Origin of the sequence: Paenibacillus oenotherae (assembly GCF_019443105.1) — a bacterium.
Classification (GTDB): Bacteria; Bacillota; Bacilli; order Paenibacillales; family Paenibacillaceae; genus Paenibacillus_Z; species Paenibacillus_Z oenotherae.
On the sequence record NZ_JAHZIJ010000001.1, the window covers coordinates 490,842 to 514,198 of the forward strand.

General features: G+C 48.6%; 23 protein-coding genes, 4 tRNA genes and 1 pseudogene. 12 read left to right on the plus strand and 16 right to left on the minus strand.

The genetic code is table 11. The features are described 5' to 3' along the window. The first annotated feature begins 33 nt into the window (after positions 1-33). Positions 34-720 carry a YktB family protein gene (locus K0T92_RS02365; protein ID WP_219871177.1) on the plus strand — a complete coding sequence of 229 codons (687 nt, stop codon included), beginning with the start codon at positions 34-36 and terminating at the stop codon, positions 718-720. Positions 721-1,478: 758 nt separating this feature from the next. Here the strand turns inward: K0T92_RS02365 and K0T92_RS02370 are convergent. Then, entirely contained in the window at positions 1,479-4,487 is a 3,009-nt protein-coding gene (locus K0T92_RS02370) for an efflux RND transporter permease subunit (RefSeq protein WP_219870805.1), read from the minus strand. 241 nt (positions 4,488-4,728) lie between these two features. Between K0T92_RS02370 and K0T92_RS02375 the strand changes: the two genes are divergently transcribed. From K0T92_RS02375 to K0T92_RS02385, 3 genes are all read left to right on the plus strand, one after another. Further along, complete coding sequence (locus K0T92_RS02375) at positions 4,729-5,478, plus strand: ABC transporter ATP-binding protein (RefSeq protein ID WP_219870806.1); 750 nt, start codon at positions 4,729-4,731, stop codon at positions 5,476-5,478. Next, entirely contained in the window at positions 5,475-6,497 is a 1,023-nt protein-coding gene (locus K0T92_RS02380; RefSeq protein WP_219870807.1) for an ABC transporter permease, read from the plus strand. The genes K0T92_RS02375 and K0T92_RS02380 overlap by 4 nt, the downstream gene beginning before the upstream one ends. A gap of 96 nt (positions 6,498-6,593) precedes the next feature. Next, positions 6,594-7,262 (plus strand): TetR/AcrR family transcriptional regulator, encoded by a 669-nt coding sequence (locus K0T92_RS02385; RefSeq protein WP_219870808.1) that lies wholly within the window; start codon positions 6,594-6,596, stop codon positions 7,260-7,262. A gap of 335 nt (positions 7,263-7,597) precedes the next feature. On the opposite strand, the gene K0T92_RS02390 is transcribed toward K0T92_RS02385, so the two are convergent. Both K0T92_RS02390 and K0T92_RS02395 read right to left on the minus strand, forming a co-directional pair. Beyond that, complete coding sequence (locus K0T92_RS02390) at positions 7,598-8,788, minus strand: MFS transporter (RefSeq protein WP_219870809.1); 1,191 nt, start codon at positions 8,786-8,788, stop codon at positions 7,598-7,600. 21 nt (positions 8,789-8,809) lie between these two features. Then, positions 8,810-10,066 (minus strand): MFS transporter, encoded by a 1,257-nt coding sequence (locus tag K0T92_RS02395; protein WP_219870810.1) that lies wholly within the window; start codon positions 10,064-10,066, stop codon positions 8,810-8,812. A 135-nt stretch (positions 10,067-10,201) separates the two neighbouring features. On the opposite strand from K0T92_RS02395, the gene K0T92_RS02400 reads away from it, so the two are divergent. Both K0T92_RS02400 and K0T92_RS02405 read left to right on the plus strand, forming a co-directional pair. Further along, complete coding sequence (locus K0T92_RS02400) at positions 10,202-11,671, plus strand: aminotransferase class I/II-fold pyridoxal phosphate-dependent enzyme (protein WP_219870811.1); 1,470 nt, start codon at positions 10,202-10,204, stop codon at positions 11,669-11,671. 108 nt (positions 11,672-11,779) lie between these two features. Then, positions 11,780-12,199, plus strand: a complete 420-nt coding sequence (locus K0T92_RS02405) for a DUF1885 family protein (protein WP_219870812.1) — start codon at positions 11,780-11,782, stop codon at positions 12,197-12,199. Positions 12,200-12,267: 68 nt separating this feature from the next. Here the strand turns inward: K0T92_RS02405 and K0T92_RS02410 are convergent, their stop codons facing one another. From K0T92_RS02410 to K0T92_RS02420, 3 genes are all read right to left on the minus strand, one after another. Further along, positions 12,268-12,594: a DUF1292 domain-containing protein gene (locus tag K0T92_RS02410; RefSeq protein WP_219870813.1), complete on the minus strand. Its 327-nt coding sequence runs from the start codon at positions 12,592-12,594 to the stop codon at positions 12,268-12,270. Positions 12,595-12,706: 112 nt separating this feature from the next. Further along, on the minus strand, positions 12,707-13,273 hold the full coding sequence (locus K0T92_RS02415) for a stalk domain-containing protein (RefSeq protein WP_219870814.1): 567 nt from the start codon (positions 13,271-13,273) through the stop codon (positions 12,707-12,709). 153 nt (positions 13,274-13,426) lie between these two features. After that, entirely contained in the window at positions 13,427-13,624 is a 198-nt protein-coding gene (locus K0T92_RS02420) for a hypothetical protein (protein WP_219870815.1), read from the minus strand. A 173-nt stretch (positions 13,625-13,797) separates the two neighbouring features. Here K0T92_RS02420 and K0T92_RS02425 point away from each other — a divergent pair, with 173 nt between their 5' ends. After that, the gene (locus K0T92_RS02425; protein ID WP_246627795.1) at positions 13,798-14,523 is read left to right on the plus strand and encodes an MBL fold metallo-hydrolase; all 726 of its coding nucleotides are present in this window, start codon (positions 13,798-13,800) and stop codon (positions 14,521-14,523) included. An 87-nt stretch (positions 14,524-14,610) separates the two neighbouring features. Here the strand turns inward: K0T92_RS02425 and K0T92_RS02430 are convergent, their stop codons facing one another. Beyond that, entirely contained in the window at positions 14,611-14,868 is a 258-nt protein-coding gene (locus tag K0T92_RS02430) for a DUF3892 domain-containing protein (protein WP_219870816.1), read from the minus strand. Between the two features lie 436 nt (positions 14,869-15,304). Then, a complete protein-coding gene (locus K0T92_RS24790; protein WP_246627796.1) occupies positions 15,305-15,457 on the minus strand; it encodes a hypothetical protein in 153 nt (50 codons plus the stop codon). A 150-nt stretch (positions 15,458-15,607) separates the two neighbouring features. Here K0T92_RS24790 and K0T92_RS02440 point away from each other — a divergent pair, with 150 nt between their 5' ends. Both K0T92_RS02440 and K0T92_RS02445 read left to right on the plus strand, forming a co-directional pair. Continuing rightward, on the plus strand, positions 15,608-15,799 hold the full coding sequence (locus K0T92_RS02440) for a DUF2524 domain-containing protein (RefSeq protein WP_219870818.1): 192 nt from the start codon (positions 15,608-15,610) through the stop codon (positions 15,797-15,799). 225 nt (positions 15,800-16,024) lie between these two features. Next, positions 16,025-16,594 carry a hypothetical protein gene (locus tag K0T92_RS02445; RefSeq protein ID WP_219870819.1) on the plus strand — a complete coding sequence of 190 codons (570 nt, stop codon included), beginning with the start codon at positions 16,025-16,027 and terminating at the stop codon, positions 16,592-16,594. 134 nt (positions 16,595-16,728) lie between these two features. Here the strand turns inward: K0T92_RS02445 and K0T92_RS02450 are convergent. Further along, positions 16,729-16,801 (minus strand) — tRNA-Val (locus K0T92_RS02450). Positions 16,802-16,938: 137 nt separating this feature from the next. On the opposite strand from K0T92_RS02450, the gene K0T92_RS02455 reads away from it, so the two are divergent. Next, complete coding sequence (locus K0T92_RS02455) at positions 16,939-17,208, plus strand: DUF2642 domain-containing protein (protein ID WP_219870820.1); 270 nt, start codon at positions 16,939-16,941, stop codon at positions 17,206-17,208. Between the two features lie 186 nt (positions 17,209-17,394). Continuing rightward, positions 17,395-17,662: pseudogene (locus K0T92_RS24795) on the plus strand (DDE-type integrase/transposase/recombinase); the annotation flags it as partial. A gap of 12 nt (positions 17,663-17,674) precedes the next feature. On the opposite strand, the gene K0T92_RS02460 reads toward K0T92_RS24795, so the two are convergent. After that, positions 17,675-18,115 carry a hypothetical protein gene (locus K0T92_RS02460; RefSeq protein ID WP_219870821.1) on the minus strand — a complete coding sequence of 147 codons (441 nt, stop codon included), beginning with the start codon at positions 18,113-18,115 and terminating at the stop codon, positions 17,675-17,677. A 218-nt stretch (positions 18,116-18,333) separates the two neighbouring features. After that, positions 18,334-18,789: a hypothetical protein gene (locus tag K0T92_RS02465; protein ID WP_219870822.1), complete on the minus strand. Its 456-nt coding sequence runs from the start codon at positions 18,787-18,789 to the stop codon at positions 18,334-18,336. 467 nt (positions 18,790-19,256) lie between these two features. Here K0T92_RS02465 and K0T92_RS02470 point away from each other — a divergent pair, with 467 nt between their 5' ends. Further along, complete coding sequence (locus K0T92_RS02470) at positions 19,257-20,231, plus strand: S-layer homology domain-containing protein (RefSeq protein ID WP_219870823.1); 975 nt, start codon at positions 19,257-19,259, stop codon at positions 20,229-20,231. A 107-nt stretch (positions 20,232-20,338) separates the two neighbouring features. Here the strand turns inward: K0T92_RS02470 and K0T92_RS02475 are convergent, their stop codons facing one another. From K0T92_RS02475 to K0T92_RS02495, 5 genes are all read right to left on the minus strand, one after another. Continuing rightward, positions 20,339-21,046 carry a uracil-DNA glycosylase gene (locus K0T92_RS02475; protein WP_219870824.1) on the minus strand — a complete coding sequence of 236 codons (708 nt, stop codon included), beginning with the start codon at positions 21,044-21,046 and terminating at the stop codon, positions 20,339-20,341. 137 nt (positions 21,047-21,183) lie between these two features. Next, positions 21,184-21,272, minus strand: a tRNA-Leu gene (locus tag K0T92_RS02480). Between the two features lie 19 nt (positions 21,273-21,291). Further along, a tRNA-Ile gene (locus tag K0T92_RS02485) sits at positions 21,292-21,368 on the minus strand. A gap of 21 nt (positions 21,369-21,389) precedes the next feature. After that, a tRNA-Met gene (locus tag K0T92_RS02490) sits at positions 21,390-21,466 on the minus strand. 369 nt (positions 21,467-21,835) lie between these two features. Continuing rightward, entirely contained in the window at positions 21,836-23,356 is a 1,521-nt protein-coding gene (locus K0T92_RS02495; RefSeq protein WP_219870825.1) for an ABC transporter substrate-binding protein, read from the minus strand. Between the last annotated feature and the right edge of the window lies 1 nt (position 23,357).

Sequence of the window (23,357 nt, forward strand, 5' to 3'; positions counted from 1 at the left end):
CAGCAATTGAAAGGAAGGATCGATTTTATGACTATGCCTGCGACTACCGAGACTGAGACTGCACCAGTAACTGCAACTGTGACAGAACCTAAGTCCACAGCTTTTAGCGGATTTTCCGCCCATGACTTCGACGTATTCCATGTACCGGGGCTGGAGGCCCGCATGTCCGTTCTGATCGAACGCGTCCGTCCCAAGCTGGAGCAGCTCGGTGAACGCCTCTCTCCCTTTCTTAGCGAGCTCGTCGGAGAAACCATCTATCCGCATGTCGCCAAGCACGCCAGACGCAAAGTAAACCCGCCGAACGATACGTGGATTGCATTCGCTGCGAACAAACGCGGCTATAAAGCCCATCCGCATTTCCAGATCGGCCTGTTCGGCTCGCACTTATTCGTGCAGTTTGCCATTATCTATGAATCGGACAACAAGTCTGTGTTTGCCGATCACGCATTGAGGCAGCTGAGCGATATGGAGAAGCACATTCCTGCGCATTTCGTATGGTCAGGCGACCATATGGTGCCAGGCGGCGATACACAGAGCGAGCTTGGACGCGAAGGATTGCGCAAGCTGCTGGAACGTCTGCGCACGGTCAAAGCATCCGAGGCGCTCTGCGGCATTATCATCGACCGCAACGACCCGCTGCTCATGGACGGTGAAGCGTTTATTGCCAAGGCCGAAGAAACGTTCAAGACGCTGCTGCCCCTGTACCGGATGGCATTCTAATTCTAGCCAGCAGCACGCGTGAATGATGCGCGGACAACCGCAGGTTGCGCAATCTGCAGCTTATACGACCGCAACTGCGCAACTTCTGCGGCTTACGTATGGCCTGCAGATCATCCCGGCTCTTAGTGCATTGTTGCCATTAGCAGCATGGCTGCTCACGAATACTACGGAAAGTTCAATATCCCATGAGCCTGTCCTAAATGATGTGAAAAAGATGCCTCCAAAACCACTAAAAAGTGGGGCTGGCAGCATCTTTTCGTTGTATATGGGGACTTACTCTTCCAGATAGCAGTCATTCTCTCCGCCGCCATAACCTGCATCGGCTGGGGGTTCCCTAGCGCTGCCTTCCCCTTTATCCAAGTTTGGAGTGCAGGCAGAGCGACGGAGGAAGAAGCCTGCGAATGTGCATAAATTTCGGTTACAAAACGCCTTATTAGTAAAATGCCTGCGATCATGCATGAATTTAAGCAAAAAGCTGCCGTTAAGGGGAAACGAAGGTGAAATACCTGCACGCTGGCAGGCATTTCACCTTCATGGGGCCAGGAACGGGCAAATACATGCCGTTTCGCATGTTTTGCCCAGCTTAGCTCGCATCTCGCATATACCGGCGTTTGAATGACGGATCGGCTTCTGACGAGAAGTACTTCAACTTGATTGCAGGCATTCCACATCGTACAGCTACTTAAAATTGGAACTGAGATTTCCAAAAAGGACTTTCTGGACAACCCCTTCTGTTCCTTCCATACTGTAACCCTGTCCTATGCGGCTTGCTCCAGCGCCGCCTCAATACGTTGGCGCTTCGACTTGCGGAAGAAGAACAATTCGTAGATGCACGGGATAATGACGAGAGTCAGCAGCGTTGCAACTGACAAGCCGCCGATTACAACAATGGCAAGGCTTTGCGAGACGATGCTGCCGCTCGCTGATGTGCCGAATACAAGCGGCAGCATGGCCGAAATCGTAGCAACAGCCGTCATTATAATCGGACGCATCCGCGTTGCTGAAGCTTCGATAAGCGCGTCGCGAATCGACATATGCTCCTCATTCTGCTTGACACGGTCAAGAAGCACAATCGCATTCGTCACGACGATGCCGATAAGCATCAGTCCTCCGAACATTGCGGTAAAGTCAGGTGTGACGCCTGATAGGAGCAGCCCGACAATAGCGCCAATTGCTGCAAGCGGCAGGGAGAACAAGATAGCGAGCGGCGCCCGAATGGTCTTGAATGTAATGACCATGATGAGATAAACGATACCGATCGAGATCAGCATTGTAATGCCCAGGTCTGCAAAGTCGCTCGATTGCTGCTTGGATGCGCCTCCTACCAAATATTTTACTCCATCAGGCGCTTTAAGCTCCGTTACTTTCTTGCTGATCTCTGCTCCAACGATGGACAACTGGCTCGGCTCAACATCTGCGGTGACCCGAACGTACAGCTTGCCATCCTTATGGTAGAACACACTGGATTCTTCACTCTTCACCAGCTTGGCGACTGAGGATACGGGTACCGGCCCTTGATCTCCCATAACCATCAGCCCGTTCAGATCCGCCTCGGATTTCGGATCGACGGAAGGCTGCAGCACGACTGTTGTCTCACGTCCATCAATCGTGACGGAACCAAGGGGTACAGCATTCAGCAAGCCTTGAAGCTGCATCGCAATATTCTGTCCTTTTGCCTTCGCCGGATCTATCTCGAATGTGTATACCGATTTCTTCTCTTCTTCATTCGACTTCACTTTGATGACGTCTTTAATAGGCTTGATTGCTGCGATTACCTGCTCTGCGCTCTTCGCCAGCTGCGCCGGATCATCACCCGTAATATCGACAACGACCTGGGTAGAGCTGCCCCCTGTCAAAATATTCGCCGCACCGGCATTCAAATCCGCGCCTTTATAATTAGGCCGCTCGGCCTTGATGGCTGCAATCAGCTTATCAGCATCCGCATCATCCTGCATCTGCAACATGTAGGTTACAACCGAAGCCGATGATACATCGCCATACTTGGCATTATCCGAGCTGTTCCCATTCATCATCATGACCCAATCGACATCATTCCGGTCATTCAGGAATTTCTCCAGCTTGCGGCCGGATGCTACAACGTCGCCATGCGGAGTATCGCTTGGATATTCCAGCGTAATGTTCAGGTTCGATGCGTTGGAGGAATCAATTGCACCTTTTGGCATCGAAAAATATGCACCGACAGAGCCGACGAACAGCAGCACGGAAACGAGCAGCGGCACCCATTTGTACTTCAGATTCCACGTAAGGAACTTCGTAAACCACTGGGATGCTTCATGCTCCTTCATCTTCGTATTGCGCAGGAAGACAGCGCTAAGCAGCGGCACAACTGTCAATGCTACGAGCAGAGACGCCAGCAAGGAATAGGATACCGTTAATGCGAACGGCAGGAGGAAGTCCTGCAGCGATCCGCGAAGCAGACCCATAGGCAGGAACACGGCAACGGTAACCAGCGTCGAGGAGGTAATTGCCGTGGCAACCTCTTTAGTCGCATCCATAATGAGCTGGAGCGAAAAGCTCTCCTTCTGCAAGCGGCGGTATATATTCTCGATGACAACAATGCTGTCATCCACGAGACGGCCTACAGCAACAGCTACGCCGCCGAGCGTAATCACGTTCAGTGTAACACCGGACAGATCCAGCAGATAAAGTGTAATCGCAAGCGACAAAGGAATCGATACAATCGTTACAATCGTCGCTCTGAAATTGCGCATGAACAGCAGAATAACAATCGTTGCGAACAAGGCGCCAAGCAATACTTCACGAAGCATGGAATTAACAGAATGGACGACCTGGTCAGCCGTGCTGATCAGCACCTTCGCTTCTTCGATGCCCTTCAATTCCTTCGCCAGCCGTTCCACTGTAGCAGCTACTTCATCTCCGACAGCTACCGCATTCGCATTGGCTTTCTTGGAGACAGTCAGCATAAGAACGTTCTTGCCATCCACGCTGCTAATCGTCTCCTGATCATTCACGAACTTAATCTCTGCCACATCGCTAAGCTTGACGCCCGGAGCAACCGGAAGCTTGCCCAGCGTCTCCATATCATTAATGCTTGCTTGCACATTAACATTGCCTGTAGCACCATCAATGACTTTCTCGCCAACCGATGAAGCTGTGCCGCGTCCTTGAAGCACACCCATTAACGCCTGGAATGGAATTCCTTTCTCCGCCAGCTTCGCATTGTTCGGGATAACCGAGACGGAAGGCATCGACCGGCCGCCTAATGTGACTTCACCTGCACCCTCGATTGCCTTGAACTGGCTCAATATCTCCTTCTCCAGCCGCTCCTGATCCGCTTCACTCAGATTCTCCTCGAATCCGACCGTCACCCACGAGATCGGAATCATTGATGTGTTGAATTGGACGACGAAGGGGGCCGACACACGCTCAGGCAGTTGAACGGCATTTACAGCACGCTCTACCTCCGCCTTCGCTTCCTTCATATCGGTCTTGGAATCAAAGCCCATGTCGATCTTGGCATATCCGTTCCCCGATGAAGAAACCATGCTGCTCTTCCCTTTGATGAACTGCAGCGACTGTTCCAATTTCTCCGTAACTTGCTTCTCCATTGACTTTGCATCGTAGCCTGGCCCGATTGCCGCAACGGTAACCATCGGGTTATCCGCCTCCGGCAAAAACTCCATCGGCAGCTTCCAATAGCTGATAACCCCCATTACGAGCGCCATTAGTACGATGATCTTCATTCCGGCTTTATTATTGAAAGCCCATTTTGTTATTCCTTGCATGACCTTTTCTCCCCTCAAATATGGTTCTCTTCCTGTCCTTGATACAGCTTATCGCTTTCCCCTATCCGCTAAAAACGTCTGCAGACCAGTCTTTCTCCCCGACCTGAGACCGAGAAAGGAGTACGCCCTTGGAAGGGGGCAGCAAAAATGAGTGATTACTCACTATGCAAAAATGTATTTATGATCTATAGTAAAAGTGAGCGATTACTCACTTTTATAATATGAAGGAGTTGAAATTCCAATGACCTTGACAACGTCCCCTCATAGCCATGCAGCTGTAGTTCTGCAGGGCATCATCCGCAAATTCGGCAAACGCACGGTTCTGGACGGCATTACGCTGACGATCCAACGCGGAGAGCTGTTCGGCCTGCTAGGCCCCTCGGGTTCAGGCAAAACAACGCTGGTCAAGCTCATTACAGGCATTGACTCAGCTGACGGCGGAACCGTCCATATGCTCGGCCAGCAGATGCCAAGGCTCAGCATGCTCCAGCGGTTCGGTTACATGGCACAGTCCGATGCGCTGTACAACGATCTTACCGCCCTGCAGAATCTGCAATTTTTCGCAGCTCTCTACGGGCTCAAGGGCAGGCAAGCGATGGAACGGATTAACGGGGCAATGGAAATCGTCAGCCTGCTCCCCCATCTGCACAAGCCGGTTGCTGCTTATTCAGGCGGAATGAAGCGGCGCTTGTCGCTGGCCATCTCGCTGCTTCACGAGCCGGAGCTGCTCGTGCTGGATGAACCGACCGTAGGCATTGATCCTGTCCTGCGCCAATCGATATGGAGAGAGCTTGGAGCTATGCGGGAGCGAGGCACGACGATCATACTGACCACCCATGTGATGGATGAGGCCGATAAATGCGACCGCCTCGCCCTCATTCGCGAGGGCAAGCTGACGGCTGTCGATACGCCTGAGGCACTGAAGGCCAGGACCGGAAGCGGCACGATAGAAGAAGCGTTTATAAGACTCGGGGAGGGTGAAGCCAGATGAGAGTTCGCGCATTAGCCATTCGGATTATTCGGCAGTTCGTTCGGGACAAACGAACACTAGCTCTGCTTTTTCTCGCTCCACTGCTCATTCTTGGGCTGATGAAGCTGGTATTCAACGGGCAGGATATGCAGCTGGAGATCGGCGCAGTACAGCTCCCTCCGGCTATTGCGGAGCGGCTCGCCAGCAATGAGGCCAATGTAACGGTCTATGCTGATCCTGCTGCCGCAGAGCAGGCTCTTAAAGAAGGAGAACTCCATGCTGTGCTGCAGCTGAGGGACGGCGTGCCGGCCATCACTTTGGAGGGCAGCGATCCTGCTATTAGCAAGGCGGTCCAGCTCATGCTTCAACGCACGCTGCAATCCGAGGCGCCAACAGCCATTCAGCCTTCCATCACATACCTGCACGGGAATGAGAATATGGCCGCATTCGATTCTTTCGGACCTGTATTAATCGGTTTCTTCTCCTTCTTCTTTGTCTTCATGCTTGCAGGCGTCTCCTTTCTCAGGGAAAGGACTGGCGGCACACTTGAGCGGCTTCTGGCAACTCCGATTCGCCGATGGGAGGTTGTCCTGGGCTATTTGTCTGGCTTCGGTCTCTTCACCCTGCTGCAAGCGGCTCTTATCGCCTGGTTCTCCATTGATGTGCTGGGACTCTATATGGACGGATCAATCTGGCTTGTACTATTAATGAATCTGCTGCTGTCGCTGACTGCTCTTACTTTGGGCACCCTGCTCTCTTCATTCGCCAGCAACGAGTTCCAGATCATCCAATTCATCCCGCTGGTCGTTGTGCCGCAGGTCTTCTTCTCCGGGTTGTTCAGTCTGGAATCGATGACGCCATGGCTGCAGAAGCTCAGCTATTTCATGCCACTCTACTATGGGGCGGATGCCATGCGCGGCATTATGCTGCGAGGCGAGGGCTGGCCGGACATTCAGTGGAATGTCGGCATTCTGCTCGGGTTGTCGCTGCTGTTCGCCCTGCTTAATGTACTTGCCTTGCGCAAGCACCGGGCCATTTAACAAATCGTTGCCTCTGTGATATGATCGTGTCGAATGTGACAACCAAGAATGGCCGCGTTTCTAGCGGGCGGAAATGCGGGAAGGAGCTGCCGGAAGATGTCGGATACGATTGAGCAGTGGTTTGAGGAAATACTGAAGCTGGATGCAGAGGGCAATAAAATGACGGAGAAGCAGTCGAAAATATTGCAAGCCGCTATCGACGTCTTCGCCGAGAAAGGCTATGCCGCTTCGTCCACAAGCGAAATTGCACAGCGCGCCGGAGTTGCTGAGGGGACTATATTTCGTCATTACAAGACGAAGAAGGACCTGCTGCTGTCCATCGTCGCACCTGTTATGGCGAAGCTGATCGCACCGTTTGTCCTGCGCGATTTCAGCAAGGTTCTGGATGCCGAATTCGAAAGCTATGAAAGTTTTCTGCGGGCACTCATTGATAACCGGATCGAATTTCTGAAGAGGCATATGAACGTTCTGCGGATTATGATACAGGAAATTCCGTTTCATTCCGAGCTGCAGCAGCAGTTCCAGAACGTTGTTCTGGCCCAGGTGCTGGAGCGGCTAGGGAAGATCGTAAGCAAATTCCAAGCGGAAGGCCATTTGATTGCCCTCCCGCCTGAGACCATTATCCGTCTGACCGCCTCGACAGTTATGGGCTATGTGTTTATTCGCACCTTCTACGGCGAGCGCGAGGGCGCCATCTGGGATGACGAATTCGAGCGGCAGGCCACAATAGATTTTATTATCCGCGGCCTCGGCACGAAACAGTAAAAAGCCTGGGCTGTCCCAAAAGTCCGTTTTGGAAATATCAGCTCCCACCAGGACTAGGCGAAACATGCGAAACGGCATTTTTTGCTCGATTCTGGCCCCATGAAGGTGAAATCTCTGCCAGCGTGCAGGCATTTCCCCTTCATTTCCTCTTGATGGCCGATTTCCTCTCAAATTCATGCATGATCGCAGGGATTTAAGTCACTATATACAACAAAAAAGATGCTTCCAGGCCCACTTTTCAGTGGTTTGGAGGCATCTTTTTACATCATTTGGAACTGACTCATTGGATAATGGACTTTTCGGACAGCCCCGGCTTTTTCGTTATCGTCTATTGCCTAGGTTGCAGTGCTTGTCTCTTGAGCCGGCGCGCTGCGGTCAATGAAGCGAAACCGTATAAGCAGCAGCAGCGCAGCTATCGACAACAATCCGCCGATCAAATAAGGCAGTTCAAGATTGATCGTCAACAGGTAAGCTCCGAAGAGCGGCCCAATGATGCGGCCCAGACTGTCCATTGACGAGCTAAGACCGGAAGCAACGCCTTGACCGACTGTTGTCTTCTGGGTAATAAGCGAAGTGACGCATGGTCTGATCAGCGCATTGCCAATGCCGAATATCGCCAAATACAGTGTAGCTGTCCACAAGGAATGTGCCGTCAATAGAAGGAAGAAGCCAATTGCTGAAATAATGAGGCCCGCCGCAATATATTGCGGCTCTTGCCCTTTGCGTATCCGGCGGCGAACGACGCCGCCTTGAATAAGTGCGCCTACCAGGCCGCAAATAAGAAACATAACGCCCACTTGAAGCGGAGTAACATCGAACCGTTTCATTCCGAACAGCTGCAGCGTTGCTTCCAGGCCCGCAAGCGTTAATGAAACGAACAGCGCCAGCACATACAAATATTTGACCGATCCCGTAAAAGCGCTCCATCTGGATGGTTTCCGCTCTTGTGTCGATCTGCGTTTGCCTTGCTCAAGCGATTCCTTGAGCTTGGCGAAAGCCAGCACAAATGTGAGCAGGGCAAGCGCTGCCGAAGCATAGAACGGCGTATTGTGCGAGACCAGGCTGAGCAGGCCGCCAAAGCCCGGACCAATCGTAAAACCAAGGCCAATCGACATGCCGACAAGCCCCATGCCCCGCGTCCTCTGCTCAGGCGGCGTAATGTCCGCTACATAGGCAACAATTACAGATGCCACCGCCCCTGAGAACAGGCCGCCCAATATACGCGAGGCGTACATCAGCGACAGGCTGCCGTCCGCGATGCCGAACAGCAGGAAGCTGAGGGCAAAGCCGAGCACCCCGGTCAGTATGACCGGCCTGCGTCCGATTCTGTCGGACAGGCCGCCCCAGAACGGAGACATGATGAAGGCTACCGCCGAATAGAGCGACAGCATCATTGCCGTGTGAAACTCGACGGAGCCCGGAGTCGCCTCTTTAATAAGCTCCGGCAGAACCGGAATTATAATACCGAATCCAATAAATGTAGTCATCAGCAAAATCATTACTATACCTAGTCGTTTGTCCTTCATCCCATTGTTCCCTCCACCCCATTATCGTACCACAACTTTTGGGCGTCTTGTTATGAACAAATGAAGAACAAACAAGATCGTAAGTACCGTTCCGCTCACCAGGAAAGGCGCGTGAGGCCCGAACGTATCCCACAGCTTGCCCGACATCACACTGCCAATTACCATCCCGAGGCCTTCAATCGTCAGGAAGAAGCCCCAGACCGCTCCCCGCTCCGACTTCGGAATCGCCTTGGCGATCAATGCATTCCATGCAGGTATAATGAGCGCGTAGCCTACGCCAACAAAGGCGACAATAAGCAATACAGCTGGCAAGGATCGCGTGTATCCGAGTATCGGCAGCGCTATGGCAGACACCAGAAATCCGACATGCAGAAACCATTTGGTTCCATAGCGGTCCACCCACTTGCCCACAGGAATCATCCCCAGAACAGTAACAGCTCCTCCTGCCACCAAGTACATACTATACTGCTGCGGTGTCAGATGAAGCACGGTGCGCGCATACAGCGTCAGGATAGGAGTAAGCAGGCCAAGCGCAAAATTTTGTGTGAACATAGCCGGGTACAGCAGCCAGCTCGCATGAAGCGAACGCCCTACTTTGGCAAAGTAATTGCGGATTCTGCTGACCATTGTGATCGTCTGCCCATGATTGTCCGGTTGAAGAGACTCCTGATGTCCTTCAATCTCGCGGGACTTCTTCCTTCCTGGAAGAAATAAAGCAACAAAAACAACAATGATCATCATCACAATGAGCAATCGGAACGCTGGTGCATAAGATTGGATAATGAAGTAATTAATGACGATGGGGCCGCAGCCCACCCCTGTCAGCCATGCTATGTAGACGACACTCATAATCGTTCCGCTCGCTTTATCGCCGCCAACAGCAGTCGCGCCTGTAATGACACAAGGCCATAAGGGCGAAGTGCCCACTCCTAACAGGACACAGGCCAATATAATCCAGCCGAACTGCGACGTGAGAGACACAATGGCCACCGATGCGAATGTCATAATGACACCGAACAGCATTACATTCCGATAGCCGATCCGGTCAATAATCCACCCTAGCGGACTGCGAAATGCGTTATCGCCAATATATTGAAGCGCAAGCGCCCAGCCAATCGCATATGCTGATAAGCCCAGAACGGTTCCCATGTAGACAGGAAGAATGGAGATCAGCAGCGCTCCTTTGACAAATTCAACAAGAAACATAATGATAAGGAGCTGTATAACAAATGGTGAAGAAAGCACTTTGCCGCCTGACCAGCTCATTCGGGTTTCCATGTGTTGCTCTCCTTTCCAAGCGCAAATTCATTATTCCTTAGTCTCAACAAAAATGTTACTTGCAATCCCTCTCGTTTTTGCTATACTCAACCTTGTTTGTACGAACGAATATTGTGGAAAGGCGGGATGACAATAATGGATCATACCCGGACCCCGCTGTTCTCCGCTCTGCGGAATCATGCGGATAATAATCCTGTTCAATTTCATATTCCCGGACATAAAAAAGGGGCGGGAAGCGACCCTGCGTTCCGAGAATTTATTGGAGATAACGCATTATCTATCGACTTGATTAATATAGCGCCGCTGGATGATTTGCATCAGCCAACCGGTGTTATTAAGGAAGCCCAGACTTTGGCTGCCGATGCTTTCGGAGCCGATTATACCTTTTTTTCCGTACAAGGCACAAGCGGCGCCATTATGACCATGATTCTCACCGTCTGCGCGCCTGGCGACAAAATCATCGTACCGCGCAATGTGCACAAATCGATCATGGCTGCCATTATTTTCGCAGGTGCACGGCCCGTCTTTATTTCGCCCGCCCGCGACGCCAATCTCGGGATTGACCACGGGATAACGACACGCTCCGTTAAGCGGGCGCTTGAACGCCATCCAGATGCAAAGGGCGTACTCGTTATTAACCCAACCTACTATGGAATATGCGCTGATCTGAAAGAAATCGTCGAGCTCGTACACAGCTATGATATTCCTGTTCTCGTCGATGAAGCACATGGCGTGCTCATTCATTTCCACGAGAAGCTGCCGATGTCCGCTATGCAGGCCGGTGCAGATATGGCTGCGACTAGTGTCCACAAGCTTGGCGGCTCCATGACGCAAAGCTCTGTCCTGAACATTCGCAATGGACGGATTAACCCGTTCCGCGTTCAGACGATTATCAGTATGCTGACGACAACGTCTACCTCTTACATTCTACTTGCGTCCCTGGATACGTCACGACGCAATCTGGCGCTGAATGGACAGCGGATCGCCCAGCAGGCGATCGAGCTTGCTCAATATGCCCGCCGTGAAATTAACAGCATTGAAGGACTGTACTGCTTCGGGGAAGATATTCTTGGCGACGAAGCAACCTATGATTATGATCCCACTAAAGTAACTATTCACGTCAGACATTTGGGGATCACTGGATACGAGACCGAAAATTGGCTGCGCGACCATTATAACATTGAGGTCGAGCTCAGCGATATGTATAATATCCTTGCCCTCATTACGCCGGGCGATACTAGAGATACAGTAGAAACACTGCTTGCAGCTCTGCGCGATCTCTCCAAATCGCATTACAGACTGAATGATGTTCAAGAGCTCGTTGTCAAAATTCCTGAAATACCGCAGCTCTCCCTCACTCCGCGAGATGCATTCTATGCAGAGACTGAGGTCGTTCCGTTCAAGGAATCAGCCGGACGGATTATTGCCGAGTTTATTTATGTCTACCCGCCAGGTATTCCTATTCTGCTGCCTGGAGAAGTTATCTCCCAGGTCAACATTGACTACATCGTTGATCATGTAGAGGTTGGATTGCCGGTCAAGGGACCGGAGGACCGCAGTATCCAGTTTGTTAAAGTAATCGTTGAAGAAACTGCCATTTCATAATCGGAAGCCGGAGCCGCCGCTCCGGCTTCTTCTATCTTCAGGAGATTGGCGGTTATTATTGTCAATGTTCATATGGAATGCTATGATGTGGAAGGGGGTGGGCGAGAATTGAGTCAAAGCGCTTACATCAAATTTGTGGAAGGTTCCACTGTGGAACGACTAAGCCTCGATGAGGTGAAAGAACAGCTTCAACGCTACCGCAAGCAGACCTCTCTGACCGGGCAACAGCTGGGCTGGGATTATACAGAGGCGGCATTCCCGTACACGCTTGAGGCCAAGCCGGGCGAGGAGCATCTCTGGTTCTACTTGAAGGGTACGAGCCCTCAGTACAACTACATTCTATTCGGTACAGGCTCGGAGCAGGACGGCGAGAAGGAAACAGCTCATATCCAGGTTGTCCTCCCTGACAGCGCCACACATGGCGACAAGGCGAAGGCCAATGAACTGTGCAAATATTTCGCCAAGCACCTGAAAGCAGAACTAATGATGTTTAATGGACGAACCATATATTATAATCCTCGCAAATAAATGAAGGCAGACAAAAACTCCGAACCTTCCGGTATCGGAGTTTTTGTTTGCCGCATGTACTGCTATGATTAGTTCTCTTGATTCTCTCGTTGAGCAATTTCCTCGTAGATGCGCGTTACGCGATCCCACTCAGCATCGTCTTCGATTCCAACAAGGAACGCTTCACCATTCTCTTCTTCAATACGGAAGATAACGCCGTCAGCCTCTGGATCATTGCGATCAAGCAGAACAGCATATACCTGTTCTTCAGATTCAAACGTGTAGACCATAACCATCTCACGCTCTTTGCCTTCCTCGTCTGTTACGAGGAACACATGCTCTTCGTGCTCGTGGTCATGACCGCATCCGCATCCGTCGCCACAGTTCTCATCATTCTTATGTTCATGTTCGCTCACGATTATAACCTCATTTCAATTCATATATAGACTTCCCCGCTATCGTAACACGGAACATGGTGTCGGTCAAACAGAAGCCCTTGCCGGACTTGGCAAGGGCTTCTGTGATGGATCAGCTTTTCGCTGTAATTGTTTTCTCTGATATTAACTTCCAATCATCTGATGCATTGGATTTCATATAGAAGCGAATTGTATATTTGCCTGATGAGCTGAACGTATAATTGATATCGTCCGTTCGATACCAGAAATTATCATTCTTGTTCGAAACCTTCTCGGACTGAATAAGCTCTTCTTTGCCATCAGGATCAAAAATCGAAACTTTAACCGCAGAAATGTCTGTTAAAAGGTTATCGATTTGAGCAAATACTTTAAATGAAATTCGATTTCCTTTGGTAACATTGCCGAATATCGTGTTGTCCTGGAAAAGGAACATATGGACATTTGGTTTGTATACCGTTACTTTCTTCGAACTCTCATCCCATGAAACAATGGATTGCATCGTATTGGCTATTTGCCGTATGGACAAATAGGTTTTGCCGTCGGTGAATAGGCCGGCATCGTCTAACTCTGATCCGTTAACGATTACACGAATTTTTTGTACCGCCGCATCGGCGAACAACATCGTACCGCCCCATAATGACATCACCAGCAGCAAGATGAGAAGCTTTCTGAACTTCATGGCTGCTAACCCTCCATCCTGTATGCTTGGATGTTTGGTTATACTCTCCAAGTCGTCCAAAGTTGCGCAGCGAGACAAAAAAATTTACCTTTTTTCAGATGTCGTATTCTGTTGAATACTGCGCTTGCCCGGGAAATGGAAGCCTTGTATGGACTACACATATTTGAGCGTCAAGATACATGGAACACCTTTCCCGATCGCTCCGGGCTGCTCCATCGATGCCAAGTATCTTAAACCTCTAGCACAAGGTGTTGGACAAACAGCACAGGTATCTGAGAGAACAAGCTTCGTTACTTTCTGCTTGCGATCGGATGCAGACTTCTTTTTTTTGACCTTTTTCCCTTTTGCCATCTTTCAAGCACCTGCCTCATCGTCTCAGTCGGTTCATTGCTATCCTATGAGCATAGAGACAAATGTGCAGCGGCTACTGTCACGGCGATTGTTTACTTTTACCAACAAACCTCTTTCCATTTCCGAATGGAAGTGATAAATTTGTAATAAGGATCACATAGGGGGATGCCCGATTGAACATACAAATGCTCGGGACCGGCAGTGCTTTTGCCAAAAATTATTACAACACCAATGCTATCTGTTATTCACAAGGACATAAGATTTTGCTCGACTGCGGCACTACAGCGCCTCTATCTTTACATCAAATTGGCCACAAATTCTGCGATATCGATGCACTGCTAGTCAGTCATATCCATGCAGATCATATAGGCGGCATTGAAGAATTTGCATTCCAGATGAAATATGTATATCAGAAGAAAGCGAAGCTGTTCGTTCCTTCTCCTCTTATTGAGACGCTCTGGGAAGAATCGCTCAGCGGCGGCTTGAAGACAGAGGAATTTCCGACACTGGATGATTATTTCGAGGTTCATCTATTGGAAGCGGGCCGCAAGCAGGAGCTGATTCCGGGATTTTCAGTGGAACCCATTCTTACGAACCACATTCCTAAGAAGCCCAGCTTTTCTTATTATATTAATGACCATTTCTTCTACTCCGCCGATATGAAGTTCGAGCCCCAATTACTGGAGCAGCTCTACCAACGGGGATGCACAGCGATTTTCCATGATTGCCAGCTCACACCGCCCGGCCTTGTTCATACGACGCTGGAGGAGCTGCTTTCTTTGCCTGAGCACCTGCAGGAGCTGATCTGGCTTATGCATTATGACGATAATAAATCCGAATATGAAGGTCTTACTGGTAAGATGCGATTCGTAGAGCAGCATGAGCTGTATACGTTCTGATTGGATGAATAGAGAAATGCTGCCGATGTCAGATGCATCGACAGCCTCGGGGCCCGCTTCTTTGCGGGCTTTTTTCATGTCATAAGGCTAGAAGCGCGGGAGTTGATCGAGATTATTGGCTGGATCCCCGTCCGCATCTCCACGGATGTAGGTTTCACCGTCTCTGCCTTTGAAGGCGTTAACTCCGGCAATTCGTCCTGCTTGCACCTCTTGCAGCGCCTGGCTGTAATCCAGAATGCGTCCTGCAGAGGTTTGAAAGGCTGTTAGATCGCCGTCACCATTCTTCTGCACGGCAACGAATGTCTCCCGGCTCTGCTGTGACTGCACTTGTTCTGTCGTATCCATCTTGATCTGCTCCTTTAGCTTAGCGGCTTGCTGTCTTGCTGTGCAGCTCTACATGCTGCTGCACCTTCACTGAGACCCACTTAGAGTACCCGCTGCCGTATAATCTATTCCTGGCGTCCCTTCATCTCCTTCAATACTGGGCCCTTGGGCATAGAGGAGGATCTCTCCGTACGTTTTAATTCATAAACGTCTCTCTGCACAGATCCGCTGAGTGGATAGACACTGGCCGATACGCTGTCATGAAGAGATTCTCCCCTGCGCATGGTCTCTTTCGTAAATCCGCAGCCTGAGCAAACAACCAGGCAAAACAGCATGAAGGCACATTTTCTCATACTTCTTCATCCCCTTGATTTCATCAATGGGACTAGTATGCGCCAATATCTGTCAAGCCAAACGAACACCGAATCATTAAGAGCCTATCATGATTTAGAGCGTTCTATTCAGGCGGCAGCTTCCGCTTCCAGACAAAATGCTCGTCGTACGCTCTGGAATCATGGATAATCAGTCTCGCCACACAGATTGAGACAATTCCGACGAGCCCGAATAAGCCCAGTAGCCAGACCGCCAAATATACGCTTTCCTGCACCATGTATACCGCCTCCTCCGTTGCCGCCCTTTCTGAAATCCTATGCATGGAATGGATCCAATAGCATCCCTTCGTATAATCACAACTCTGGTGATCATACTACTTCTGTCGTGCATAGTGACATCAAATTACCGCAAAGGAGGCTTCACACATATGCTGAATCATTTGGAGAGCAGCTATGATTGTGCCCGTGCATCTGAAGATTTGCACAGCCTGAAGCAAGAGCTTGAGGCTGTGCAGCAAGGCTCGGCCAATCCAACCCCGGAACAGCAAGAGCAAATAAACCGCATCGAGAATCAAATCCGGTTCATCGGGAACAAATGCGATATTCCGACCCATAACTGAGAGTAATGATCGAGCCTGTACCCTTGAATGCATGATGTTCTAGGGTACAGATCCTTGCCTAGGGAAGAAAATTTATTCTAATTCATTAACCAACGAGGGCATTTAAGATATGGTGATCGTAGCGAACCCCCATCCTATCAAGATGTTGCTCTCCCAGCTGAGCTAACAGATATGTAAATCTTAATGTAGTTAATGTATAATTTTCAGCAGGAGGCGAAGCACGTTATGGGGATGAATTTCACATGCTATATTGGTCATAAATTGAACGGGAATGATTTAAGCAGAATGTCCAACGCACTAAATTCAGGAAACTTCAAGTCTGTATCAGCATTTATTGAAGAAATACTTCCATACAATCCCGAGGATGTAAATAAGAAATGGAAGACTGAATTCGATAGTATAGGCGGAACTGTATGTCTTAATGGTCCGTGTGGTCTCAGTTTTACGTTCTCAGAGCACGTATGTATGATTGATCATTATACTCGATGGATCACATTCATTCTAAATGATTTGGAAGTTAACTTCAGAGCTCATTTCCGAAACATAGCGTATGAGTTATCACGCTATTTTGAGTCGTCTTTCTCTATTTATGTCCCTGATAACGCTACGAAAGAATCAGCAATCTTGGATTTCATATGGGATGATGAGAATAGAAGTATCGATTATATTAAGGACTGGCTTTTAACAAAGTGCGGTGATCCTAAACTTAATATTGAGGACATATACAAAGATTGTGGAGACTATTGGGAATCGGATGGGTATTTCATCGATTACTTCAAAGATTATACTCAATAAATTTATGAGTCTGCTATTATCACCTAGCAAACTCCGATGAAATATTTGACTGTACCCTCGAAAAACGGGAGCGCCACCAACAAAAAACACGTCAGATCAACGCTCCAAGCGTTGATCTGACGTGTTTTTACGTATGATCTGTAGTGGGCTCGAACCACTGACCCCCACCCTGTCAAGATGGTGCTCTCCCAGCTGAGCTAACAGATCAAGGGATACTACAATTAGTGACAAGAAATAATATATCAAATCAATGAACTGAAGTCAATCATTTATTTGATTATTTTTTGACGCCCACTCCTCAAATTAGGCAACTGCATATGATGGGAACAAACCTAATCTAAGGAGTGAATCATTTGTATCAACCAAGTCAGACCAGTCCAGCGCAGTTAAATCCTAGTCAGGTACAAACGGTATCATCGATTGACCCTTACGTAGTTGCTGCCCTTTGCCGCTTAATTGGCCAGTGTGTCCTACTTGAAACAACACGTGGAGCGATTGAAGGAACGATCATTGATGTAAAACCTGATCATGTACTCCTGCAATTACACAGCCAAAAGTACGGCCGGCAAGCTTGTGTACGGATTGCCGAGATTGTATGGACAATGCCGTTATAACCATTGTGGATGAATGACTGAGCTCTTTTTCGATCGGATTCTCCCATAGAACCAAACCCGAACATAAAGAGATCCCAACGGAACTGAACTGCACCCTAATTGTTAGACATGATCCAACAATTAGGGTGCAGTAGGGACATAGCCCAACAGTAGGAGCTCACACAAGTGAGCATCGTGCGTGAATAGGGCTTGTCTTGTTTCGTTCGTATGAAGAAATACCGTTCCTGTAAAGGAACTTGCACCGAATATCCTTGAGAGGGACTTCACAGCCTCAAAACCTAGCGAGAAACTATTTTTATCCCCTATGCTGAATCTGTATAACGGGGAAATCATTGCGTACACACTTGAATCACGTCCAGTTTATTCACTTGTAGCTACAATACTGGATCAAGCATTAGAGCGCCTACATGATCATGATACACTTCTCTTACATCCAGATCAGGGCTGGCATTATTAGATGGGTAAGTTAATGTAGATACAACCAATAATGTTTTCCAAATCCAGTACCATAATCAATGGGAGTATGGCCTGAAATTCTGAAATACATTCGCTCACCAGGGAGTAGGGTGTAGCTGTAAAAACCTTCAGTGCCGCCAGCACCAGCGTCAGTCAAGTATCCAAGATTAAAAAGGTTCCCGCTAGAATAGAAAAAAACTTCCACATCATAATTTAAACTTGCAGGTGATTTTAGAGCAAACGAAAAGCTGGCTGCATCAGTGTAGAACCAGTCTTCATCGAGATATTCTATACAAGCTGCATAAGTGGTGCCAGCTGATGGTGGCGAAGGATTAAGACGAATAGCCGTTGAGAAAGTATCTGCGATACCTACATATGCAAAAGCGGATTGTGAGAAGCTAAAAATCGAAAAAACAGCAAATACTGACAGAATTAACTTTCTTATTTTCATATTTCTCCTCCATCCGGAAATAATATTAGAAAGACTGGCCAGACTCTCTGTGAATATCTTACAAAAACATTCAATGTATGTAAATGGTGTTTAAGTAACATTACCGGAAATCAATTTGTCGAAAATTAAAGTAGTATGTCGATATCTACAACTAGAACGCAAAAGAAGCCCCGATCGAAATTACCCGATCGAGGTCTCTTTTGATAAAGCCTTTTATTCTAGAAACCATTATAACAAGGCGTTGACGTGGAAGAGGTAATCGTAAAGGTTTCTGAAGGAATAGGGAGCGAAACTGTATAAAAAGGCGAGAAGTTTGTCGTTACATGTGCAGTCATATAAGCTTTGTAAGTTCCCGGAGCAAGACCGCATGGACGGGATCCCGTAACGTAATCAGTCGTGCCTGGATTGACATGTCCGATATTAATCAATCGATCATGCACCTCAGTACCGCCTACGATTTTGTAGATATTAATTGTTCCAAATCCGTTCGTTGAGCCTGAATATCCTGATGGGAAGTTAGGATATACCGTCCAATAGAAGTAATCAGAAGAATATATGAGAGTAGCGGTTCCCGTCGCACCGGTAGTCGAGCCTGCCTGAGCAGAGATCGGAGCAAACACCATACACAATACCAATGAGAACATAATCAAAGATTTAATTTTTCTAGTTAACATTAGTTCACGTTCCTTTCGATTTTGGATTAGTCATTGCCTTTCATTGTCCACACTACTTGCTGGTCTTTCTTGTGCACATCTGAATAGCAAGCTCTCAATAGTTCGACGTTTGACGACCACCTCACTCCAGCGTAGATTAGGATACAGCAACAATATAACACACGACTCAATATCCATATATGGTAGTAAATGATTAATTTCTCAGAAATATATGAAGATGATTAGGGACTTTTATACCTGTGTCAATAAGTCTTAAGAAACTTGCAAACCTTCAAAACACCTTATATTTCAGTTACAAAATCATTTTTTGTAATTAATTTGTAACAAAAACCACCCATTCATAACCACTCCAACACCGCAGCCGCCTGCCCCGCGATTCCGAATTGCTGCAACATAACGAAATAACGACTCGTCTTTAGAAGTAGCTGCTTTAATGATCAACCACACTACTAATTGAGGTGATTGCTATGAGAAAGACTTATCTGATAAGTGCAATTGTTATGCTGCTGCTAGTTGTTGTCGGCCAATCCGTATGGGCGTACTCGGATACGAAAGGAGATCCCAACGAGGCCAAAATCACTGAATTGCAAAAGCAGGGTATCGTCTCATCCAGCAAGGACGACAAGTTCAACCCTAAGGACAAACTAACCTATGCCGCAGGCATTACGCTCATTGTCAAAGGGCTGGGCATTAACATTGATGACAAGCAGTTCATCAAGCAGCCTCTGGCCAGCGATTATTTTACCCGTGTGAAAGATAATGCATGGTATGCGGATGCTTTTATTATCGCTCATCTGAACGGCCTGGATATCCCTAAGGATATTGACCCTTCCGCTCCGTTGACCCGCGAGCAATATGCCCATCATCTCTTTCGCGCTATGATGACAAAAGGGGATTTTGCCTTCATTGAACTGTTCATGCTAATCCATGATGAAGCTGATGTTACTCCCGTTTATATGGAAAGCATACAGAAACTGTTGATCAGCAAGATCGTTCAGCTGGATAGCAAACAAAACTTCAATCCGCAAGCAATTATGACCAGGGGCGAAGGCGCTGGCTGGCTCCATGATGCGATGCGTTTTGTAAAGGAGAATATATTGAAACCGGAACCCGGCAAGGATGTCCAGCCCTTCCCTCTCTATGATCCGGCTATCACGATCGAAGCCGTCAATGAAGAGGTGAACAAAGTCACTGTTACCGCCCAAGCCCCTAGTCCAGGATATGGGATGCGCATTTCGTCCATTACCTTTGAAGGAGATCAGGCCACTCTGAACATAGAACCTATCTATCCCCAGAAAGATATGATGTACCCGCAAGTGCTGACTGAAGTGAAGATTGTTACGTTTATTGCAAAAAGCTACAAGCCGGTCCTGAATGAGGCCGGCAGTTCAATGAATGACACAGCAAGCTCTGACGGCAGCGCAGCAGTCAATCATGAATAGCTCCCGCTAGAAAAAAAGAGCAGTCCTCCCCATGAATGATGAACGCGGCCTGTAAGCCAGCCGAAATTCACACTTCATGATGGAGGACTGCTCTTTTGTAACATCTACTATTCTTTGTCTGCCGCTGACTCCAGCTCTGCAAGAGGGGGCACGCACCAGTCGATCTCCGGGCAGCCAATACTGTTCAGGAAGGCATTGACCTTGGAAAAGGGACGGCTGCCGAAGAAACCCCGATGTGCAGCAAAAGGGCTTGGATGCGGTGATGCAAGGATATAATGCCGATTCGTATCTATCGATGCCGCTTTCTCCTGTGCATGCTTGCCCCAGAGAATGAACGCCACTGGCTGCTTGCGGTTGTTTAATGAAGCTACAACAGCATCCGTGAACTGCTCCCACCCCATTCCTTGATGCGAAGCAGGCTGACCAGCCTGTACTGTCAGAACGTTATTCAGAAGCAGGACGCCTTGCTTGGCCCACGATACCAGATAGCCGTGATCAGGGATCGGACATCCCAGATCGTCGCGAAGCTCCTTATATATATTTTGCAGGGAAGGCGGCACCTTCACACCGGGCTGTACAGAGAAGCTCAGACCATGCGCTTGTCCTGCCCCATGATAAGGGTCCTGTCCCAATATGACAACTCTCGTGCCCTCATAGGAGGTATAATGCAGTGCATTAAAGATATCATGCATACTCGGATATATCGTAGTCGTTCGATACTCATTAGCCAGCCTCTGCCGCATGTCCCTGTAATAGGGCTGTGCCATCTCTTGATCCAAGATGGGCGCCCAGTCATTCTTGAATATATTCGTCATTTGTACCTCCAGCTATAATGAAGACTACAAAAGCCTCCATCTCATCATCTGAGAATGATCTCAGCATCTGAAAGGAAGGCTTTATGTGTGATGCTTAGTATGTAAGTTTAAGCTTTGGCTGCAAGCCATAAAAACGATGGTGCCGAGGACGGGAATCGAACCCGTACGGTGGTCACCCACCGCAGGATTTTAAGTCCTGTGCGTCTGCCAGTTCCGCCACCCCGGCATGTGATGACGTAATAGAATGGTGGGCCCTGAGGGACTCGAACCCCCGACCAATCGGTTATGAGCCGACCGCTCTAACCAACTGAGCTAAGGGCCCTAATGATTAACCATTAGAGGTTGGTTGCGGGGGCAGGATTTGAACCTGCGGCCTTCGGGTTATGAGCCCGACGAGCTACCGGGCTGCTCCACCCCGCGACATTACCATTTCACTACTGTCATTGAATGGCGACAAGAATTAATATACTATATATAGCAGTCAGAAGTCAAGATTTTTTTCAGGGTACATAACGAACGCCAAACCGCCCCCTCCGCGATTGAAAGACTTCTATCTCCTGTGGACAATCATATCCATATACCCACCAATCATTTTCCATTCTTCTGACAAGACAGCCTGCTTGAAATTTAGTCTCGTACAACCGTACCCAGTAGACCCATCGCATGACGAATCCCTCCATCATTGTTTTGCTTAGGTTACCCCAAGACCATCCAATTCAAGCATAATCCTTCAAACAAAAAAACAGATCCGCAGCCTGTTTCCAGGCGCGGATCTGTATCAAACCTTCATTATTTGTATATTTCGCCTGCAACTCCACCACCATTAAGCGTGTGGATCGAGGCTTGCGGATCCTCTTTCATTTTTTGCAGCAGCGCATCGCCTTTCGTCTGCCATTCCTTGAGCGCTTCCTCAACCGATTTCTTGCCATCGATCACTTCCATGAAAAGCTGCGAGCCATACTGGTTAACATCCCAGATGTTCGGCTTATCACGATACAGTCTCTCATTGTCCGTATCAGATGGCGGAACTGGCTTCAACGTGTAGAAGGCTTTGATGTTGTAATCCGCGCCGTCTTTAGGCTTCAAGAACGAAATACGCGACACCATCTCGTAGGTGCTGCGGGATTTCAGCTTCGCCCACTCTTTGCTGTTATTGAATTCGATAAATTTCCAAGCATCATCGCTATTAGCGGCTTTGGCATTAATCGTCATCAGGTTGTTCATGTAGATATTGCCGCCTACATTTGGCTCCTCAGGGAACGTAGGTACCGTTACAACATCCCAATCCACTGGTGTAATGTTTTTGTTTTTCTCGGCTGCGCTTTTCGCTCTGCTCAGCTCTGTGATGTAATCGTAGCCGCCAATTGTCATCGCAACACGGCCGCTAAGGAACATATCGCCTTGGAAAGGATTAAAGGCACGCTTTTCCATCATTGCGCCATCGTCTATATTCATATCTTGCTGGCCCGGAATAATTTTCTCCTTGTACAGTGGAAGTACATCCTTCCATACCTTTGCCCATTGTGCAGTGTCCACTGTCATTTTCTCGCCCTTGTCATCCCACACCTTGAGGCGCAGCGGAGCTGCATAGTTCTGTGTGTCATAGTACGGATCTCCGCCATACCGGCTGAAGGTCAATCCGAACTTGCGCTCCTTGCCCTCGCCTTTCGTTACACGCTTGGCAAGCGTGAACAGCTCATTCCACTCCATGCCATCCGTCGGGAACGGCACGCCTGCTTCAGTGAATACAGCCTTGTTATAGAACAAAGCAGATGAGCTGAACGTAGGCGCCAGACCGTACAGGCTGCCCTCGCCCGCATCCTTGATGCCCTCAAGCACTGTCGGCACGATATCCTGAATATCGAACTCGCTGTCCTGAATATACGGCTCTAGCTGCTTGAGCATGTTATCCTTCACAAGACGCTTCATGTTCCCAAGGTCAATCATGAGCACGTCTACCGGGTTTTTGCCTGTGAGCAGCTCTTTAAGGCTCTCATACGGATCCGGCTGCTTCTTCTTGGGATCATACTCTTCGTAGCGCTGATCATCATAGTTCATCGCACTGACAATTTGGATCTCGATATCAGGGTTCAACAATTCGAATGAGTCCGTATATTGCTGACGCAAATACTGCTCATTGTCAGCACTGGAATACAAGAATCCGACACGCAGAACCCGGTTGTCAGAGTCGCTGCCGCTATCCCCCTTGCTGCATGCTGCAAGCAGGGATGTCATTAAAATTAGAACGAGCACAATAGCTGTAGATTTACGAAAAATGTAATTCTTGGTTAAGTGTGATTTAGACTCCATA

Coding starts and splice junctions, on each gene's coding strand:
- K0T92_RS02420 (WP_219870815.1), bottom strand. CDS start 13,624: ATGGCAAAAGGGAAAAAGGTCAAAAAAAAGAAGTCTGCATCCGATCGC.
- K0T92_RS02375 (WP_219870806.1), top strand. CDS start 4,729: ATGACCTTGACAACGTCCCCTCATAGCCATGCAGCTGTAGTTCTGCAG.
- K0T92_RS02380 (WP_219870807.1), top strand. CDS start 5,475: ATGAGAGTTCGCGCATTAGCCATTCGGATTATTCGGCAGTTCGTTCGG.
- K0T92_RS02400 (WP_219870811.1), top strand. CDS start 10,202: ATGGATCATACCCGGACCCCGCTGTTCTCCGCTCTGCGGAATCATGCG.
- K0T92_RS24790 (WP_246627796.1), bottom strand. CDS start 15,457: ATGGTGCAGGAAAGCGTATATTTGGCGGTCTGGCTACTGGGCTTATTC.
- K0T92_RS02460 (WP_219870821.1), bottom strand. CDS start 18,115: ATGAAAATAAGAAAGTTAATTCTGTCAGTATTTGCTGTTTTTTCGATT.
- K0T92_RS02390 (WP_219870809.1), bottom strand. CDS start 8,788: ATGAAGGACAAACGACTAGGTATAGTAATGATTTTGCTGATGACTACA.
- K0T92_RS02470 (WP_219870823.1), top strand. CDS start 19,257: ATGAGAAAGACTTATCTGATAAGTGCAATTGTTATGCTGCTGCTAGTT.
- K0T92_RS02465 (WP_219870822.1), bottom strand. CDS start 18,789: ATGTTAACTAGAAAAATTAAATCTTTGATTATGTTCTCATTGGTATTG.
- K0T92_RS02370 (WP_219870805.1), bottom strand. CDS start 4,487: ATGCAAGGAATAACAAAATGGGCTTTCAATAATAAAGCCGGAATGAAG.
- K0T92_RS02415 (WP_219870814.1), bottom strand. CDS start 13,273: ATGAAGTTCAGAAAGCTTCTCATCTTGCTGCTGGTGATGTCATTATGG.
- K0T92_RS02385 (WP_219870808.1), top strand. CDS start 6,594: ATGTCGGATACGATTGAGCAGTGGTTTGAGGAAATACTGAAGCTGGAT.
- K0T92_RS02395 (WP_219870810.1), bottom strand. CDS start 10,066: ATGGAAACCCGAATGAGCTGGTCAGGCGGCAAAGTGCTTTCTTCACCA.
- K0T92_RS02440 (WP_219870818.1), top strand. CDS start 15,608: ATGCTGAATCATTTGGAGAGCAGCTATGATTGTGCCCGTGCATCTGAA.
- K0T92_RS02495 (WP_219870825.1), bottom strand. CDS start 23,356: ATGGAGTCTAAATCACACTTAACCAAGAATTACATTTTTCGTAAATCT.
- K0T92_RS02365 (WP_219871177.1), top strand. CDS start 34: ATGCCTGCGACTACCGAGACTGAGACTGCACCAGTAACTGCAACTGTG.
- K0T92_RS02475 (WP_219870824.1), bottom strand. CDS start 21,046: ATGACGAATATATTCAAGAATGACTGGGCGCCCATCTTGGATCAAGAG.
- K0T92_RS02430 (WP_219870816.1), bottom strand. CDS start 14,868: ATGGATACGACAGAACAAGTGCAGTCACAGCAGAGCCGGGAGACATTC.
- K0T92_RS02445 (WP_219870819.1), top strand. CDS start 16,025: ATGGGGATGAATTTCACATGCTATATTGGTCATAAATTGAACGGGAAT.